The 16,226-nt window shown below is 59.5% G+C and carries 14 protein-coding genes, 1 tRNA gene and 1 pseudogene; 7 read left to right on the top strand and 9 right to left on the bottom strand.

Annotation, left to right across the window (positions count from 1 at the left end; all coding sequences use genetic code 11):
* Positions 1-3: 3 nt before the first annotated feature.
* The 3 genes from EJA71_RS24770 to EJA71_RS24760 all read right to left on the bottom strand — a co-directional run bounded on the left by EJA71_RS24770 (position 4) and on the right by EJA71_RS24760 (position 3,468).
* Positions 4-528 carry an SET domain-containing protein-lysine N-methyltransferase gene (locus EJA71_RS24770; protein WP_158960242.1) on the bottom strand — a complete coding sequence of 175 codons (525 nt, stop codon included), beginning with the start codon at positions 526-528 and terminating at the stop codon, positions 4-6.
* 174 nt (positions 529-702) lie between these two features.
* Positions 703-1,884 carry a hypothetical protein gene (locus EJA71_RS24765; protein ID WP_158960240.1) on the bottom strand — a complete coding sequence of 394 codons (1,182 nt, stop codon included), beginning with the start codon at positions 1,882-1,884 and terminating at the stop codon, positions 703-705.
* A gap of 165 nt (positions 1,885-2,049) precedes the next feature.
* Positions 2,050-3,468, bottom strand: coding sequence for a short-chain fatty acid transporter (locus tag EJA71_RS24760; protein WP_158960238.1), 1,419 nt, complete (start codon positions 3,466-3,468; stop codon positions 2,050-2,052).
* Between the two features lie 348 nt (positions 3,469-3,816).
* Here EJA71_RS24760 and EJA71_RS24755 point away from each other — a divergent pair, with 348 nt between their 5' ends.
* The 4 genes and pseudogenes from EJA71_RS24755 (at position 3,817) to EJA71_RS24745 (ending at position 7,339) form a co-directional block, all read left to right on the top strand.
* A complete protein-coding gene (locus EJA71_RS24755; protein ID WP_158960236.1) occupies positions 3,817-5,130 on the top strand; it encodes an MFS transporter in 1,314 nt (437 codons plus the stop codon).
* A pseudogene (locus tag EJA71_RS27890) lies at positions 5,016-6,023 on the top strand (PAS domain-containing protein); the annotation flags it as partial. The gene EJA71_RS24755 and the pseudogene EJA71_RS27890, both read left to right, overlap by 115 nt.
* Entirely contained in the window at positions 6,003-6,563 is a 561-nt protein-coding gene (locus EJA71_RS27885) for a methyl-accepting chemotaxis protein (RefSeq protein WP_256671804.1), read from the top strand. The pseudogene EJA71_RS27890 and the gene EJA71_RS27885, both read left to right, overlap by 21 nt.
* Before the next feature lie 176 nt (positions 6,564-6,739).
* Entirely contained in the window at positions 6,740-7,339 is a 600-nt protein-coding gene (locus EJA71_RS24745) for a flavin reductase family protein (protein ID WP_158960232.1), read from the top strand.
* Between the two features lie 67 nt (positions 7,340-7,406).
* On the opposite strand, the gene ggt is transcribed toward EJA71_RS24745, so the two are convergent.
* Positions 7,407-9,239 carry a gamma-glutamyltransferase gene (gene ggt / locus EJA71_RS24740; protein ID WP_158960230.1) on the bottom strand — a complete coding sequence of 611 codons (1,833 nt, stop codon included), beginning with the start codon at positions 9,237-9,239 and terminating at the stop codon, positions 7,407-7,409.
* A gap of 260 nt (positions 9,240-9,499) precedes the next feature.
* On the opposite strand from ggt, the gene EJA71_RS24735 reads away from it, so the two are divergent.
* The 3 genes from EJA71_RS24735 to EJA71_RS24725 all read left to right on the top strand — a co-directional run bounded on the left by EJA71_RS24735 (position 9,500) and on the right by EJA71_RS24725 (position 11,667).
* Complete coding sequence (locus EJA71_RS24735; RefSeq protein WP_158960228.1) at positions 9,500-10,609, top strand: DUF2817 domain-containing protein; 1,110 nt, start codon at positions 9,500-9,502, stop codon at positions 10,607-10,609.
* 361 nt (positions 10,610-10,970) lie between these two features.
* Positions 10,971-11,363, top strand: coding sequence for a helix-turn-helix domain-containing protein (locus tag EJA71_RS24730; RefSeq protein ID WP_256671801.1), 393 nt, complete (start codon positions 10,971-10,973; stop codon positions 11,361-11,363).
* Positions 11,364-11,442: 79 nt separating this feature from the next.
* Entirely contained in the window at positions 11,443-11,667 is a 225-nt protein-coding gene (locus tag EJA71_RS24725) for a SymE family type I addiction module toxin (RefSeq protein ID WP_123535560.1), read from the top strand.
* Positions 11,668-11,734: 67 nt separating this feature from the next.
* Here EJA71_RS24725 and EJA71_RS24720 read toward each other — a convergent pair.
* The 5 genes from EJA71_RS24720 to EJA71_RS24700 form a co-directional block, all read right to left on the bottom strand.
* Positions 11,735-11,811, bottom strand: a tRNA-Met gene (locus EJA71_RS24720).
* A gap of 86 nt (positions 11,812-11,897) precedes the next feature.
* Positions 11,898-13,352, bottom strand: coding sequence for an amidase (locus EJA71_RS24715; protein WP_158960226.1), 1,455 nt, complete (start codon positions 13,350-13,352; stop codon positions 11,898-11,900).
* A gap of 59 nt (positions 13,353-13,411) precedes the next feature.
* On the bottom strand, positions 13,412-14,458 hold the full coding sequence (locus EJA71_RS24710; RefSeq protein ID WP_158960225.1) for an extracellular solute-binding protein: 1,047 nt from the start codon (positions 14,456-14,458) through the stop codon (positions 13,412-13,414).
* Between the two features lie 27 nt (positions 14,459-14,485).
* Entirely contained in the window at positions 14,486-15,292 is an 807-nt protein-coding gene (locus tag EJA71_RS24705) for an ABC transporter permease (RefSeq protein ID WP_158960223.1), read from the bottom strand.
* Entirely contained in the window at positions 15,292-16,212 is a 921-nt protein-coding gene (locus EJA71_RS24700) for an ABC transporter permease (protein ID WP_158960221.1), read from the bottom strand. The genes EJA71_RS24705 and EJA71_RS24700 overlap by 1 nt, the downstream gene beginning before the upstream one ends.
* Positions 16,213-16,226: the final 14 nt, after the last annotated feature.

Below are 16,226 nucleotides of genomic sequence, written 5' to 3'. Positions count from 1 at the left end.
TCTTCAGCGCCGGCCCGAGTAGCGCCAGCGCTGGAAAAAGCACTGACCTTCGATAGTGGGTGGTTCGTCGTATCCGGTGATCCACCCACGGCAGCTCGGTGAACCACAACCGCAGGCGAACTGGCGTAACAGTTTGTCCTCGGTGGTGGCGTAATCCATGGTCAGGCGTTCGCCGCTGTGGATATCTTTCAATGCCCACAGCCACAACTCACTCATGTCGAGAAACACGTTCGGGTCGCAGGAGTGTTCCAGCAAACCGGCAAAACGTGGGTCATAGATGTGAATGCCGGTTTGCATTTGTCGGGTCTGTCGACAGCGGTAGGGCAGCAATTGCCCAGAAACGCGGCACATTCGACTGGTGCGCATGAACTCCCGGCGAGCTTCCACGGCCGCAGCGTTGCCCTGGTCATCGAGGACGATGCGAAAGTCTGCGCTGGAGGGGAAACCCAAGCGGACGGGGAGCCCAGCGAACGGATAGATCCCTTCCGTATCGTGTTGTGAGAACTCATGAAAAACCTGATTGTTCATAACGATCCTTGTTTGTTCGGTATTGCCCCCAAATGCTGACCCAAAGTCTGGCGACGCCAAGATTGGATCCAAGCGTCTCTCATTTGAAACATTTGGTCTACTGTCAGATCTGACAGTCGAAATAGCCGTTTTCCCGCGTCAGCCATTACTGACACGGGAAGCGGATCGGCACGACTAAATGTGAGGGGCCGCAACGGTCGGCACTGGCAGCGGCGCCTTGAGCTGTTGCAGCTGCGTCTTGATCGGCGCCGTCGCGCACTTGGCCGCTGCCTGTTCCGGCGGCAGGTCACGAATCGAGGTGTAGAACAGCTCGCAGGTTTTGACCTTCTGCGTCACTTGCCAGGTCTGTGTGCAGTCGCTGAGGGTTTTCTGCGCATCGCTACCCGGTTTGCTGCCCATCCCGGCCTGCCAGCAGGCGGCACTCAAATCCTGGCCCATGACCTTCAGGCCCGCCGCATCGGCTTTGGCCTGATCGCCATCGTAGCTGGCCGGGTCGGCGGCGTACCAGATGTAACTCGGATGATTGGAACCGAGCACCGACACTTTCACGCCCTGACTCGGGCTGATGCTCGCCAGGCCCAGCACGTTCACGGTCGGCCCGTATTGCTGTTTGATCCAGTTACGCACCGGCGCACCGAACGCGACCATCGGCAACGCGGCACCGCTGGCGTTCTGGCTGACCTGCTTGACCATGCTGGTCTGATAATCCTTGAAGTAGTCGTAGACGCCTTCCAGGTCCTTACCGGCATTCGACGGCGCGGCAATCGGCGCGATGTCCACGATGGTCTGGTAGGCCGGCGTTTGCTCGGCGGGGATACCGTTGTCGGTCAGCAGTTCGGCCCAGCGATCGGTGGTGTTCGAGCGCAGATAATCCTGTGCTTGGGTCAACGAATAGTCAGGCGGAAAGTGCAGCAGTTCGACGCTTTTACGGTTTTCCAGGGCCATGCCCAGCGGCAGGAACAGATACCAGCTGTACGCCCATTTACCGTCGGCATTCAGCTTGCTGGCGCCGCTGTAGGCCAGATCTCCGGCATCGAGTAGCGCTGCCAGCGGTTTGTCGTAATCCTTCGGCACACCGCTGATCTCGGCATAGAGCTGCCCGTTGTCGGTTTTCACCAGCACCTTGGCATCGCTGTAACCGTCGCGCTGGACGCTTTGGTTCAGGTAATGGGCGACGGTCTGCTCCAGTGTCCAGTTGCGGAAGCAGATCACGCTGCAGTTGTTGGGATAGGCGAAGAGGCGGGTGACGCGTTCGGTGCTGCCCAGTTTCAGCTCGACGTCGGCGTGGGCGGCTGCGCTCAGTGTGAGCGCGGCGAGGGTCAGTGTTGTGGGGATAAGTCCTGCGAGTTTGAACATGCTCAGATCCTTTTCAGCGTGGTTTCCCGGTGATCGGGGGCGCCTCATAGTGGATCAGCGGTGATCGACAGAAAAGCCATTGAGTTACACAGTGATCGAAACTCGACTCGGTGATTGCCTGGAGCTGATCGCACCCGCCCCCAAGGCAGGTGCAACCCCTTCAAATTACGGCATCACCGGCGGCGTATACGCCAATGTCGTCCCCAGCGCCCACAGCAAAACCAGCACCAGCGGCGTGTGCACCAGCAGCTGCACGAACGAAAATCCGATCAGATCCCGCGCCTTCAGCCCGAGTACGCCTAGCAATGGCAGCATGTAGAACGGGTTGATCAGGTTCGGCAACGCTTCCGCCGCGTTGTAGATCTGCACCGCCCAGCCGAGGTGGTATTGCAGGTCATTGGCGACCTGCATCACGTACGGCGCTTCGATGATCCATTTGCCGCCGCCGGACGGAATGAAGAAGCCGAGAATCGCCGAGTACACGCCCATCAGCAGCGCATAGGTGTCGTGCGAGGCGATGCTGACGAAGAACGTCGAGATGTGGTGCGCCAGGGTTTGTGCATCGGTGCCTTTGACCGTGGTCATCAATGCAGCAATCGAACCGTACAACGGGAACTGGATCAGCACGCCGGTGGTGGTCGGCACCGCGCGCGCCACGGCATCGAGGAAACTGCGCGGCCGCCAGTGCAGCAACGCACCGAGCATGATGAACAGGAAGTTGTAGGTGTTCAGCCCGGAAATCGCGGTGATCGCCGGTTTGGTCGAAAACTCGTGGAACAGCCATCCCGCCGCCAGCAACACCAGCACGATAATCAGCAGCGGGCTGTGTTCCAGCCATTCACCCGGTCGCGTGCGCGGTTGCAGCGGTGGCAGGTTGAAGGCCGGGTCGATGCCGCAGGCCTTGGCGTCCCGCGCCGAGTTCGGGCCGGGAGCGGTAGCGTAGGCGATGATGATCGAGATCACGATCAGCGCCAGCAGCATCACGCCTGATTGCCAAAGGAAGATGGTTTCGGTGAACGGAATCACTCCGGTAATCGACAGGATCGACGGCGGCAGGCTGGCGGGGTTGGCCTGCAATTGTGCAGCCGACGACGACAGGCCCAGCGCCCACACCGCGCCGAGGCCCAGATAGGCCGCAGCGCCGGCGGCGCGGTAATCCATTTTCAGATCCGTGCGGCGGGCGAGGGCGCGCACCAGCAAACCGCCGAACACCAGCGACAAACCCCAGTTGAGTAACGAGGCGACCATCGAGATCAACGCGACCCAGGCCACGGCGGAGCGACCGTTTTTCGGGATGCGCGCGAGGCGGTCGATCAGTTTCACGGCGGGCGGCGAACTGGCGACCACGTAGCCGCCAATCACCACGAAGGCCATCTGCATGGTGAACGGAATCAAACTCCAGAACCCGTCACCGAACGCCATGGCGGCATCGGTGGGTTTGGCGCCCATGGCCAAAGTGGCCAATGCAACAATGATCACGGCCAGCGCGGCGAACACCCAGGAGTCGGGAAACCAGCGTTCGGCAAAGCTTGAACAGCGCAGGGCAAAGCGTGCGGAGCGGCTATCTTCGATATCAACGGCCACAGGAAGTACCTCGGATTTTTATGGTTATTGTGGTCCCCAGGAACGCTCGCCCACCTCCGTCACACAGAGATCCCTGTGGGAGCGAGCTTGCTCGCGAAGGCGGCGGTTCAGTCGACAGTGATTCTGGATGTACCGGCCTCTTCGCGAGCAAGCTCGCTCCCACAGGGATTTCTTCGTTTGTCGGAGACAGGGGCTAACCCGCCGGACAGGCATTAACAGTAATTCAACTGCCGGTGCTTTGTGAGCAGCTTTTGCAAAATCGGGACTATGGTCTAACGGGTTGTCCATCCGCGCATTTGCGTAGACCATGGGCGCCTTGGTTTTTTGCCTGATCCAGAGTTCTTTGCCATGACTGCCCAACCCACGGCCAAACCTGCGCCGTTCAGCCGCTCCGACTACAAGACCCTCGGCCTTGCGGCCCTTGGCGGCGCGCTGGAAATCTACGATTTCATCATTTTCGTGTTCTTCGCCCTGACCCTCAGCCAGTTGTTTTTCCCGCCGGAAATGCCCGAATGGCTGCGTCTGCTGCAAAGCTTCGGGATCTTTGTCACCGGTTATCTGGCGCGGCCGCTGGGCGGAATCCTGATGGCGCATTTCGCCGACAAACTCGGGCGCAAGAAAGTCTTCAGCCTGAGCATCCTGATGATGGCGCTGCCGTGCCTGCTGATCGGGATCATGCCGACCTACGCGCAGATCGGTTATTTCGCGCCGCTGCTGTTGCTGGCGCTGCGCATTCTGCAAGGTGCGGCGGTTGGCGGTGAAGTGCCGAGTGCCTGGGTGTTCGTTGCCGAACATGCGCCGACCGGCCATCGCGGTTACGCCTTGGGCTTTTTGCAGGCCGGGCTGACGTTTGGTTACTTGATCGGCGCGTTGACCGCGACGTTCCTCGCACAAGTGTTCACCCCGGCGGAAATCCTCGATTACGCCTGGCGCTATCCATTCCTGCTCGGTGGCGTGTTCGGTGTGATTGGCGTTTATCTGCGGCGCTGGCTGAGCGAAACCCCGGTGTTCATGGCCATGGAAGCGCAACGCGAAGCACGGGTCGAACTGCCGTTGCGCACGGTGCTGCGCGAACATCGTTTGGCGATGTTACCGGCGATGCTGCTGACCTGCGTGTTGACCTCGGCGGTGGTGGTGTTCGTCGTGATCACCCCGACCATGATGCAGAAAACCTTCGGCATGACTGCCAGCCACACCTTCGCCCTCAGCGCGTTGGGTATCGTGTTTCTTAATATCGGCTGTGTGATTGCCGGATTGCTGGTTGATCGTCTCGGTGCCTGGCGCACGGTCATGCTGTATAGCCTGCTGCTGCCGCTGGGTATCGGCGTGTTGTATGGCTGCCTGATCATGGGCGGCGATTGGGTCGGCCTGGCTTATGCCGTGGCCGGTCTGGCGTGCGGCGTGGTCGGCGCGGTGCCGTCGGTGATGGTCGGCTTGTTCCCAGCGCGTATTCGGGTGTCAGGCATTTCCTTCACCTACAACATTGCCTACGCCGCATGGGCAAGTATCACACCACTGCTGCTGATCGGTCTGATGCCATGGAGCCCATGGATCTGCGTGATTTTCTGCGCGGTGATGGGGGTTGTGGGCCTCCTGACGGCGGCGTATTTCGGTTCGCGGATGCCGCGCACAGGACCGTGTCAGGTGGCGGGAACTGCCTGACTCGGTGGCTCGGAACTATATTTGACCGACGGGTCGCAAGCGCTCTTCAGAAAAGATTTTCAAGGCCGATGGCTAGGCTGCATCCCGCTTTCTATCCTGCCCATCGGTACTTCCCCATGTTCAACAAACGCTTGAAACAAGAGCTGGCCGCTCTTCGTGAAGAACTCTCCAGCCTTGTGCAAGTAAAGGAAAGCCTGGAAAGCGAGATGCTGGTGCTGACCCTTGAGCCTGACGGCCGGGTGCAGTCGGTCAACCAGAACTTCCTGAGCGAGATGCTCTACAAAAACCACGACCTGATCGGCCGGGCGATCGACGATATCGTTCCGGCTCACGTGAAGTCCGACGAATTCCACCAGCGCTTCAAGAACGCCATGAACCGTGGCGAGCATTTCGCCGGGGCCATTCGCTTGCTGCGTAGCAACGGCGAGGAAGCTTGGTTGCGTTCAATCGTGCAGCCAGTGCGCTCGTCGGATGGGCGAGTCAGGCACATTTCGATCTACGCCAGCGACCTGACCCGCACCATCGAGGCCTCACGCGAGCATGAAAACCTGATCGGCGCTCTGGTGCGTTCCACTGCCGTGATCGAATTCGACCTCAATGGCAATGTGCTCACCGCCAATGACCGTTTTCTCAGCGGCATGGGTTACAGCCTGGCGCAGATCAAGGGCAAACATCACCGCCTGTTCTGCGCTCCGGAGGAATACAACAGCGCCGAGTACCAGCATTTCTGGCGTCGCTTGAACAACGGCGAGTTCGTTGCTGATCGCTTCAAACGGGTCGACAGCCATGGTCGTACGGTGTGGCTGGAGGCGTCCTACAACCCGGTGGTCGATGCCAACGACAAACTGTACAAAGTGGTGAAGTTCGCCACGGTGATCACCGATCAGGTCAATCGCGAACAAGCCGTTGCCGACGCCGCCAACATTGCCTACAGCACCTCCCAGCAAACCGACAGTACCGCACAGCGTGGCACCACGGTGGTGACCGAGGCGGTCAATGTGATGCGTGATCTGTCCAAGCACATGCAAACCGCTGGCGAAGGTATCGAAGCGCTGAACGAGCAATCGCTGGTGATCGGCACTATCGTCAAAACCATTAGCGGCATTGCCGAACAGACCAACCTGCTGGCGCTCAACGCCGCCATTGAAGCGGCGCGTGCCGGCGAACAAGGTCGGGGCTTTGCGGTGGTGGCGGACGAAGTGCGCCAGTTGGCATCGCGCACCAGTCAGGCGACAGACGAGATCGTTGGCGTGGTGCGGCAGAACCAGGAAATGGCGCGTAATGCCGTGGCCCTGATGACCGACGGCAAACTCCAGGCCGAACAAGGCCTGGCGCTGGCGGCCGAGGCGGGCACGGTGATCGTCGAGATTCAGGACGGTGCGCAGAAAGTCGTGAACGCAGTAGGGCAGTTCGCCAATCAACTCTCTAACTGACCTGCACGAAACCCCTGTAGGAGCTGCGGCACGCTGCGATCTTTTGATCTTGATTCCGAGGATCAACATCAAGATCAAGAGATCGCAGCGTGCCGCAGCTCCTACAGAGTTTCACCTGCCTGTATTTCAATGTTGGCGCTACAATCGGCTCCTTTTTCTTCCCGGAGCAGACCCTCATGAGCGATGCCCACCGCCGTCCGGTGCCCCTGAACAAAGCCTACCGTTTGCTCAATCACGGGCCGACCGTATTGGTCAGCGCCGCTCACGACGGCCAGCGCAACATCATGGCCGCCGCCTGGGCGATGCCGCTGGATTTCGAACCGCCGAAAGTCGCCGTCGTCCTCGATAAATCCACCTGGACCCGCCAACTGCTAGAAGCGTCCGGCACCTTCGTGCTCAACGTCCCCTGCGTCAATCAGGCGGACATCGTGCAAACCGTCGGTAACACGTCGGGTCTGGAGATCAGCCAAAGTCAGGGACAGGACAAATTCCAGGCGTACGGCCTGCAAACCTTCAATGGCGAACAAGTCGAAGCGCCACTGCTCGAAGGCTGCGTCGCCTGGCTCGAATGCCGTTTGCTGCCAGAGCCGCGCAATCACGAGCAATACGATCTGTTCCTCGCCGAAGTCATCGCCGCCCACGCCGATGAACGCGTGTTCAGCGATGGACGCTGGCATTTCGAAGGGCATGACGGTTTACGCACGCTGCACCACGTGGCGGGTGGGCATTTCCTGACGATTGGTGATGCGGTGGATGGCAAGACGTTGTCGGTTTGAAGGGCGGACCGGCTTATATAAAAAAAGGCCTACCCCGCGGTAAGCCTTTTCTTTTTGCCTCGTAGCCTCAATCCCCCAACGCTTCGCCTTCACGCCTTGGATCCGCGCCACCTTTCAGCGACGCCTTCCCTTGCGCATCCTTGACCCGCACGATGGCCTGGGTGCCGCTGGTCATGTCGATTTCATTGACGGCGTGGCCTTTGTCTTTCAGCGCCTGAATCAGCGCCGGGCTGAATTGGCCTTGTTCCAGTTCGGTGGGGCCGTTACGGCTGCCGAAGTTGGGCAGGCTGATGGCGCTTTGCGGGTCGAGATTCCAGTCGAGCAGGCCGACGGTGGTTTTCGCCACGTATTCGATGATTTGCGAACCGCCCGGCGAGCCGACCGTGGCGACGAATTCGCCACTGTTGCGATCAAAGATCAGCGTTGGCGCCATCGACGAGCGTGGGCGTTTGCCCGGTTCGACGCGGTTGGCGACTTTCTGCCCGTTCTCTTCAGGGATGAACGAGAAGTCGGTCATCTGGTTATTGAGCAGAAAGCCCTGAACCATCAGGTGCGAACCGAACGCGGCTTCGATGGTGGTGGTCATCGACACGGCACCGCCCAGATCATCCACCGCGACCACTTGCGAGGTGGAAATGCGCAGTGGCGAGCGATCCGGCGCGTAGGCCACTTGCACGCCGGGCGGGGTGCCCGGTTTGGCGCTGCCCATGCTGCGTTCGCCGATCAGGCTGGCGCGGCTGGCGAGATAACCCGGGTCGACCAGACCTTTGACCGGCACCGTCACGAAGTCGGTGTCGGCGACGTATTGCGCACGGTCGGCGTAGGCCAGGCGTTCGGCTTCAGCGATCAAATGCACGGCTTGGGGATCTGGTTCAATGCCGGCCGGTTTGTCGGTTTTAACCGGTTTGAGCGGTGTCAGGGAAAGGCGCGGGTCGCGGGTTTCCAGCGCCTGCAACGTACCGAGAATCTGCGCCACGGCGATCCCTCCCGACGACGGTGGCGGCATGCCGCAGACCTGCCAACGTTTGTAATCGGTGCACAGCGGCGCACGTTCCTTGGCCTGATAGCGCTGCAGATCGTTCAGCGACAGGCTGCCCGGATTGGCGTGGCCCTGCACCTTGGCGACGATTTCTTCAGCGATCGGGCCTTTGTACAAGGCGTCCGCGCCTTCATTGGCGATGCGTTTGAGGACTGCCGCCAGCGCCGGGTTTTGCAGGCGGGTGCCGATGGCTTTGACGCTGCCGTCGGCGTTGAGGAAATACCTGGCCATGTCCGGCGACTGGCGGATCGCCGGGTCTGATTCCAGCAGCGAGTGCAAACGCGGGGAGATTGCAAAGCCTTGCTCGGACAGTTTGATCGCCGGTTCAAACAGCTTCGCCCAGGGCAGGCGACCGTGTTGCTTGTGCGCCATTTCCAGCGCACGCAACACACCCGGCGTACCCACCGACCGACCGCCAATCTGCGCCTGTGGGAACGACATCGGTTGGCCGTCGGCGCGCAGGAACAGCTTCTCGGTGGCGCCGGCCGGTGCGGTTTCGCGACCGTCATACGTGCGCACCTGTTTGCCATCCCACAACACGATCATCGCGCCGCCACCAATCCCGGACGATTGCGGCTCAACCAAAGTCAGTACCGCTTGCATCGCAATCGCCGCATCAATCGCCGAACCGCCCTGACGCAGCATCTCGCGACCGGCTTCAGCCGCCAGTGGATTGGCCGCCGCTGCCATGTGTTGGCTGGCGTGACGGGTTTGCAGATCAGTGCGGAAACCGGACGCGGCTTCCGGTGCCATCGGCAGGGTCGAAGAGGGCGGGGCGTTGCACGCGGTGAGGGTCAGGGCGCTGACGATCAGCGTCAGGGCAGGCAGGCGAAAGCGGCTCAAGGGCGAGGCTGAAAACACGCGGGCTCTCCGTCCGTGGGATAAAAGTCTGAGGGACTTTATCGACCGCTCGGTCATGACGCAAACCGGTGGGCATTTTTGTCTTTCTTTTCAGGGCGGATGTTCGCTAGGGTCAACTGCAAATTTATGGAGCACCAACATCCCCTGTAGGAGTGAGCCTGCTCGCGATAGCGGTGGGTCAGTCAGCAATGATGTTGGATGTGATGACGCTATCGCGAGCAGGCGAAGGCCTACAATTACAAGATCAACAAGAGACCGATATGCACAGCAAGTTCCCCACCGAATCCAGCTACCGCGATCAACGCGAACAGTTTCTGGCAGCCGCCAATGCCGCCTGCGCCACACTCACCGCCTACGCACATCCACGTTGCGGCCCCTTCGGCGAACCCCTGAGCACCGACGTCGCCGTGCTCGGTGATCCACAGGCCAAACGCCGACTGGTAGCGCTCAGCGGTACGCACGGGGTCGAGGGTTATTACGGCTCGGACTGTCAGATCGAATGGCTGAAAACCTTCGTACCGGGCTCGCTACCCAAGGATGTCGCGGTGGTCATGGTTCACCTGATCAACCCATGGGGCACGGCGTGGTTGCGCCGGGTCAACGAAGACAACATCGACCTCAACCGCAATCATCTGGACTTCACCGGGTCGTTGCCGGACAACCGCGCCTACGCCGCACTGCATGAAATTTACGCCTGTCCTGATTTGAACGGCCCCGAGCGCCAACGCGCCGATACCCTGCTCGATGCGCAGATCAACGAGCACGGCTGGCCCGCGGTAATGTCGATTGTCGAGGGCGGTCAGCACAGCCGTCCAGATGGATTGTTTTACGGCGGTCGCGCGCCGAGCTGGTCGAATCGTACGCTGCATCAAATCATCGAAGCGCATCTGGCTGGCGCTGAAACCGTGATGTGCTTTGACCTGCACACTGGCGCTGGCGAATACGGCCATCCGATGTTGCTGACGATTACCCAGTCGCCTTATCCGGCGCTCGCGCAAGCCCAGGCGATTTATGGCCCATGGCTTTACACGCTGCACACCGGCGCCAACACCTTGAGCGAAACCGGTGTCGCGGCGACAGCTACCGGGTACACCTCGCAGGCGTTGCTCAATGCTTTACCGGACGTGCAGTTGATGCCGTTCGTGATCGAGTGCGGGACTTATCCGGGGCCGGATGTACATCGGCATTTGCGCGATGACCATTGGTTGCATTTGCACGGCGATCCGCTGGACGCGACGGGGCGGGGGATCAAAGTGAATTTGCTTGAGCAGTTTTATCCGGCCGATCCGGATTGGCGGGCGATGGTGGGGCTGCGGACTCGGCAGATTTGGGCGAAAGGGTTGTCGGCGTTGGAGAACTGGTCGCAGTAAATTATCAGTGTCTTTGCTGCCGATACTTTCCTCCAAACACAAAAAACGGCTCACTTTGCGGTAAGCCGTTTTTTTGTATTTGTGCTGCGCGATCTAATTCATACCTGGATCGGACCCGTTTCCTACAGCGCTTTTTCAATCTGATCGCTCGGTACCGATTCAGTCGAATGAAAACGCATTTCGCGCCTGTAGTACCTCGCCGCAAATTGGCGGTTGCTCCGCATTTCTCCTACAAACCTTTCAGGTCGACAACCTACGCGCCTTTACCTGAGGATGGTTTCTATCGTTTTTTCCAGGATGGATTTCAGATGAAAAGGATGAGTCCGTTGTTATTCAACTCTATTTTCAGTCGGCCATTGTCATGAGTGTTTCCAATGAGGATCGCGATTTTCTGGTGGCGATGGGCAGTCGCATTGCGCACTTACGCACAGTTCACGAAATCACACAGACGCGGTTTGCACGAGCTTTAGGTCTTTCCCGGCAAACCTTTCAGGGCTACGAGGAGGGCACGCGCAGTATGCCGGTCACGACACTGGTGAAGATGGCATTTGCGCTTCGCGTGCCCGTTGAAGACTTGCTCGGCGTTCCCTCGTACAAGGAGACGCCCAGACGCAGCTTGACCTCGACGTGGTATCGACGGTTGCAGTCGATCAATGAGCTTTCGAAGGTTCAACAGAAGGTTATTGCGCAGATGCTCGACGCCCTGATCGCACAGGCAGCGACCAAAGCGAGCGACGAAGAAAAAGAAGTTTGAAGTAACCCAAAGAACGCGGAACCAAGGTGCACCAACACCTTGGCCCCGCTAACCACAAGCAGCTAAACAGGAGCTAATCATGGCTAAAACCAATCATACGTCATCAACCCCCATCACTGAACGTCGGTTGAAAATCGCCGCTGATTTTTACCCGGTCCACACCAAGGAAAAAACCTACAGCCCCGCCAAACCGGTGCCCTGGATCAGGCTTCGCGGACTGTGGTTACGGCAGGCAGGATTCGAGGTGAACGAGAACGTCAAAGTGCGTGTGATGAAAGGGTGTCTGGTGATCACGGCGGAATAACAGATACCGAGACTTTTCTCGAGGCATAAAAAAACGGCCTACCTTTCGGTAAGCCGTTTTTAGTACTTGGTGGCTACACAGGGACTTGAACCCCGGACCCCAGCATTATGAATGCTATGCTCTAACCAACTGAGCTATGTAGCCAAGTGGCGCGCATTATTCCCCTGAAATGGAAAAGCGTCAAGCGTAAATTTAAAAAATTTTTCTACGCTTTCAACCGTTTATCAAAATCACTGACTCAGCAGCGGCGAAGGACAGCGTTGGAACCAGCGGCTGGCCTGCTCATACGCGTGCGCCAGTTGCAGAACAGCGAAGTCGGCCTGGTGCTTGCCGATGATTTGCAGGCCCATCGGTAAACCCTGCGAATTGAATCCGGCCTGGACGTTGGCCACCGGGCAACCGGACAACGTGCCGGGGATGACCACCTCCATCCAGCGGTGATAGGTGTCCATGCTCACGCCTTCGATAGACGTCGGCCACGGTTGGCTTTTGTCGAACGGGAACACTTGGGCACTCGGCAGCAGCAGGTAATCGTATTTTTCGAACAGACGAGAGATAGCCCGATACCAATCGCTACGCACCACCGAGGCTGCAAACACTTCGCTGGCCGACAGCTTCAAGCCATTTTCCACTTCCCAGATCGCTTCCGGTTTCAACAAGGCGCGTTTCTGCGGATCGGCATAGGTCGCGCCCAACGACCCCGCGACCATCCAATGCCGCAACGTCCGCCAACTGCTCCACAGCCGCTCAGGCGCGAAACCCGGTTCAACCGACTCGACGTGGCAGCCGAGGCTTTCAAAGTCGGCAAAGGTCTTCTCGCACAGCGACAGCACGCCTTGCTCCATCGGCAGATACCCACCGAAATCGCCCAGCCAACCCAATCGCGTGCCTTTGAAATCACGTTCCAGCGGTGCCGCAAACGCCTCACCGGATTCCGCGATCGACAGCGGCGCCCGCGCATCGCCCCCGGCCTGCACCGACAACAGCAACGCCGCATCCCTCACACTGCGCGCCATTGGCCCCTCATAACCGAGCTGATCAAAAAACAGATCGGCACTGTCATCGAACGGCACGCGCCCCTGCGATGGACGAAACCCAAAGATGTTGTTGAACGCCGCCGGATTACGCAGCGAGCCCATCATGTCGCTGCCATCGGCCACCGGCACCAGATGCATCGCCAGTGCCGCCGCCGCGCCACCACTGCTGCCGCCCGCCGTCTTGCTCGGGTCATACGCGCAAGCAGTCGCGCCAAACAACGGGTTGTAGCTTTGCGAACCGAGACCGAATTCCGGGGTGTTGGTCTTGCCGATGATGATTGCGCCGGCCGCTTTGATTCGCTCGACCATGATGCCGTCATGCTCAGGCACAAAATCCTTGTATAGCGGCGAACCCAGCGTGGTGCGGATGCCCTGGGTCAGCGACAGATCCTTGATCGCGTGGGGCAAGCCGTGCATCCAGCCACGGTACTCGCCGCGCGCCAGTTCGGCGTCGCGCTCATCGGCCTGCGCCAGCAGATGTTCCGGCGACTGCAGGCTGATCAGCGCATTGACCAACGGGTTGAAACGATCGATATGAGCAAGGTAAGTCTGCATCACTTCCCGGCAGGAAACCTGACGCAGGCGGATGCGTTCGGCGAGCTCATGGGCCTGCAACAGGACCAGTTCGCTGATGTTATTAGAGTTCATTGCAAGCGCCTTTCAGACGGCTGGAAAAACGCCCCGCCAGTGTGACGGGGCGGTAGAGGTCAACGCATCAGGTTGGTCCAGAGACGGTCGGCGAGGCGGATCGCGCCTTCGCCGCAAGTCTTGCTGAACACCACGTTAGTGCCCTCGGGAATGTGCAGTTCCGGCGCGTCCTTGAGCGCCGCGTCGAGGAACGGTTCGACGCCTTTGATCGGGCTCTGGTGCTTGAGGAAGTTCTGCGTCATCGCCGAGTTTTCCGGTTGGCTGAGGAAGGCGATGAACGCCTTGGCATTCGCCGGATTCTTGCTGCCGGCAGGGATGACCATGTTATCGACCCAGGCCAGTACGCCTTCTTTCGGGTAGAGGTATTTCAGCGTCGGCTTCATCTCGCGAGCACGCATCGACGAGCCGCCCCAGAACATCGACATGTCGATTTCACCGGAGGCGAGGTTCTCGCGAATCGAGCCGGCCTTGGAGCTGTAGGTTTTCACGAACGGCTTCTGCGCCTTGAGCAGTGTCAGCACCTGCTGCATCTGTTTCGGGTCTTCGCTGCACAGCGGAATGTTCAGATAGAGGCTGGCCATGTCGACCATGTCGCTGACCGAATCGAACATGTTGATGCGCCCCTGCAATTCGGCTGGCGGCTCATACAAAACCTTGTAGGTGTCGGCCGGGCCTTTGTAGCGTGCGGAATCGAGTACGACACTGGTGGTGCCCCAAATGAATGGCACCGAATACGCGCCCTCCGGGTCCCAACTCGGTTTTTTCAAGTTATCCACAACGCTGGCGTAGTAGGGCTCTTTGACCGGGTCGAAGCGTTCCAGCAGGTTTTCCTTGATCAGGATCGGCACGAACTGGTGCGACGGAATCGCCACGTCATAACCGGCACCGCCCTGTTTCAATTTCGCCAACAAGGTCTCGTTGGAATCGTAGGAATCGACCGTGACTTCGATGCCGGTCTGCTTCTGGAACTTGGCGAGAATCTCCGGCGAAAAGTAGCCGCTCCAGCTCACCACGTTGAGTTTTTCGGCAGCCTGAACACTCGCGGCCATGCTCAGCGGCAGAGTCAGAAACAACGAAGTGCCAACGCTTTTTATCCACTTGCTCATGCTATTTCCCCACAGGTCGTAAAAGGTTCAGGCGTTCTTTTTGCCCAACAGGTAAGAGAGGCTGACGAACAGCACCGAGACGCCGAGGATCAGCGTCGACACGGCGTTGACGTCAGGTGTCACGCCCATGCGCAGCAGGCCGAAAATGAAGATCGGCAGGGTCGTGGTGCCGGCCTGCGAGACCATCATCGAGATCACGAAGTTATCCAGCGAGACGATGAAGGCCAGCATCAGCCCGGAGAAAATCCCCGGCATCAGCAGCGGCAGAGTGACCTTGCGAAAGGTCCGCCACGGGCCGGCGTAGAGGTCGGCCGAGGCTTGTTCCAGCGACAGGTCCATGTCGTTCAGCCTTGCGCGAATCGGCAGGTAGGCGAAGGGAATGCAGAACACCGTATGGGCGATGATCAGGTTGCCGTAGCCCAGCGACAGACCGATGGTCGAGAACAGCGCCAGCGTCGCCACACCGACGACAATTTCCGGCAACACCAGCGGCAACATGATCGCGCCCATCGACAAGTGCAGGCCCTTGAACTTGGCGCCGCGCGAGGTGCCGAGAGCGGCGAGGGTGGCAATCGCCGTGGCGATCATGCTTGCGCAGACGGCGATCAACAGGCTGTTGCCGGCGGCCTGGCGCAAGGCCTGATTGGCGAACGCGGCGCGATACCAATCGAGGCTGAAACCGGTCCACACCGTCGCCGATTGGTTGGCATTGAAGGAGAACACCACCAGCACCACGATCGGCGCGTAGAGGTACAGGTAGAACAGAAAACTGAAGCCGCCGAAGCCAGGGAAGTCCTGCACGCCCAGCCCTTTGCGTTTGAATAGGCCGATCATCACGCACCTCCTTTGGCGATGCGCTGGCGCTCGGCGCGCAAGGCATAAACGGTCAGCACCAGCATTACGGCCGCCATCAGCACCAGCGACAGCGCTGCACCAAACGGCCAGTTACGCGCATCGCTGAATTGCCGGAAGATCAGGTTGCCGAGCATCATTCGTGTGCCGCCACCGAGCAGTTCAGGGGCGATCATTGCGCCCAGGCACGGCACGAAAGTGAGGATCGCGCCGGCGAGAATCCCCGGTTTGGCGATCGGCAAAACCACTTTGCGCAACGTGCGCACACGCCCAGCGTAGAGATCCTGCGCGGCTTCGAGCAGGCGGATGTCCATCTTTTCCAGCGTCGCGTAAATCGGCAACACCACGAACGGCGCGTAGGTGTAAACCAGCCCCAGCAGCACAGCGCCGTCGGTGTACAACAACTGCAATGGTTCGTGGATAACGCCCATGCCCATCAGGCTGTTGTTGATCACTCCGGTGTTACGCAGCAGCAGAATCCACGCGTAAGTGCGGATCAGCAGGTTGGCCCAGAACGGCACGGTGATCAGAAAGATCAGCAAGCCGCGACGATGCGCCGGCTGCATCGCCAGCCACACCGCCACCGGAAAACCGATCAGCAAGGTGATGATGGTGGTCAGCCCGGCGATGCCGATCGAGCGCAGGGCGATGATCAGATACGAGTCGGCAAACGCGAGGCTGTCATCCAGTTGCCGTTCGAACAGCAGCGAGGTGTAGGCGTCGCTGCTGAAGACTTTATTGACCCCGCCGTAGGGGTTGGCTTCCATCAGCGAATACCCGATGACGATCAGAATCGGCACCACCAGAAACAAACAGATAGCGATCAGCGCCGGGCTGACCCCGAGGAAACTCTGGAAGGCTTTGCGCCGCTCCAGCGTGTTGGCAATCGGTAAGGCGTGCATGGCAATTCCTCCGG

This window comes from Pseudomonas sp. PB106 (assembly GCF_009764645.1).
Classification (GTDB): Bacteria; Pseudomonadota; Gammaproteobacteria; order Pseudomonadales; family Pseudomonadaceae; genus Aquipseudomonas.
This window is presented reverse-complemented; position numbering and strand designations above follow the sequence as displayed.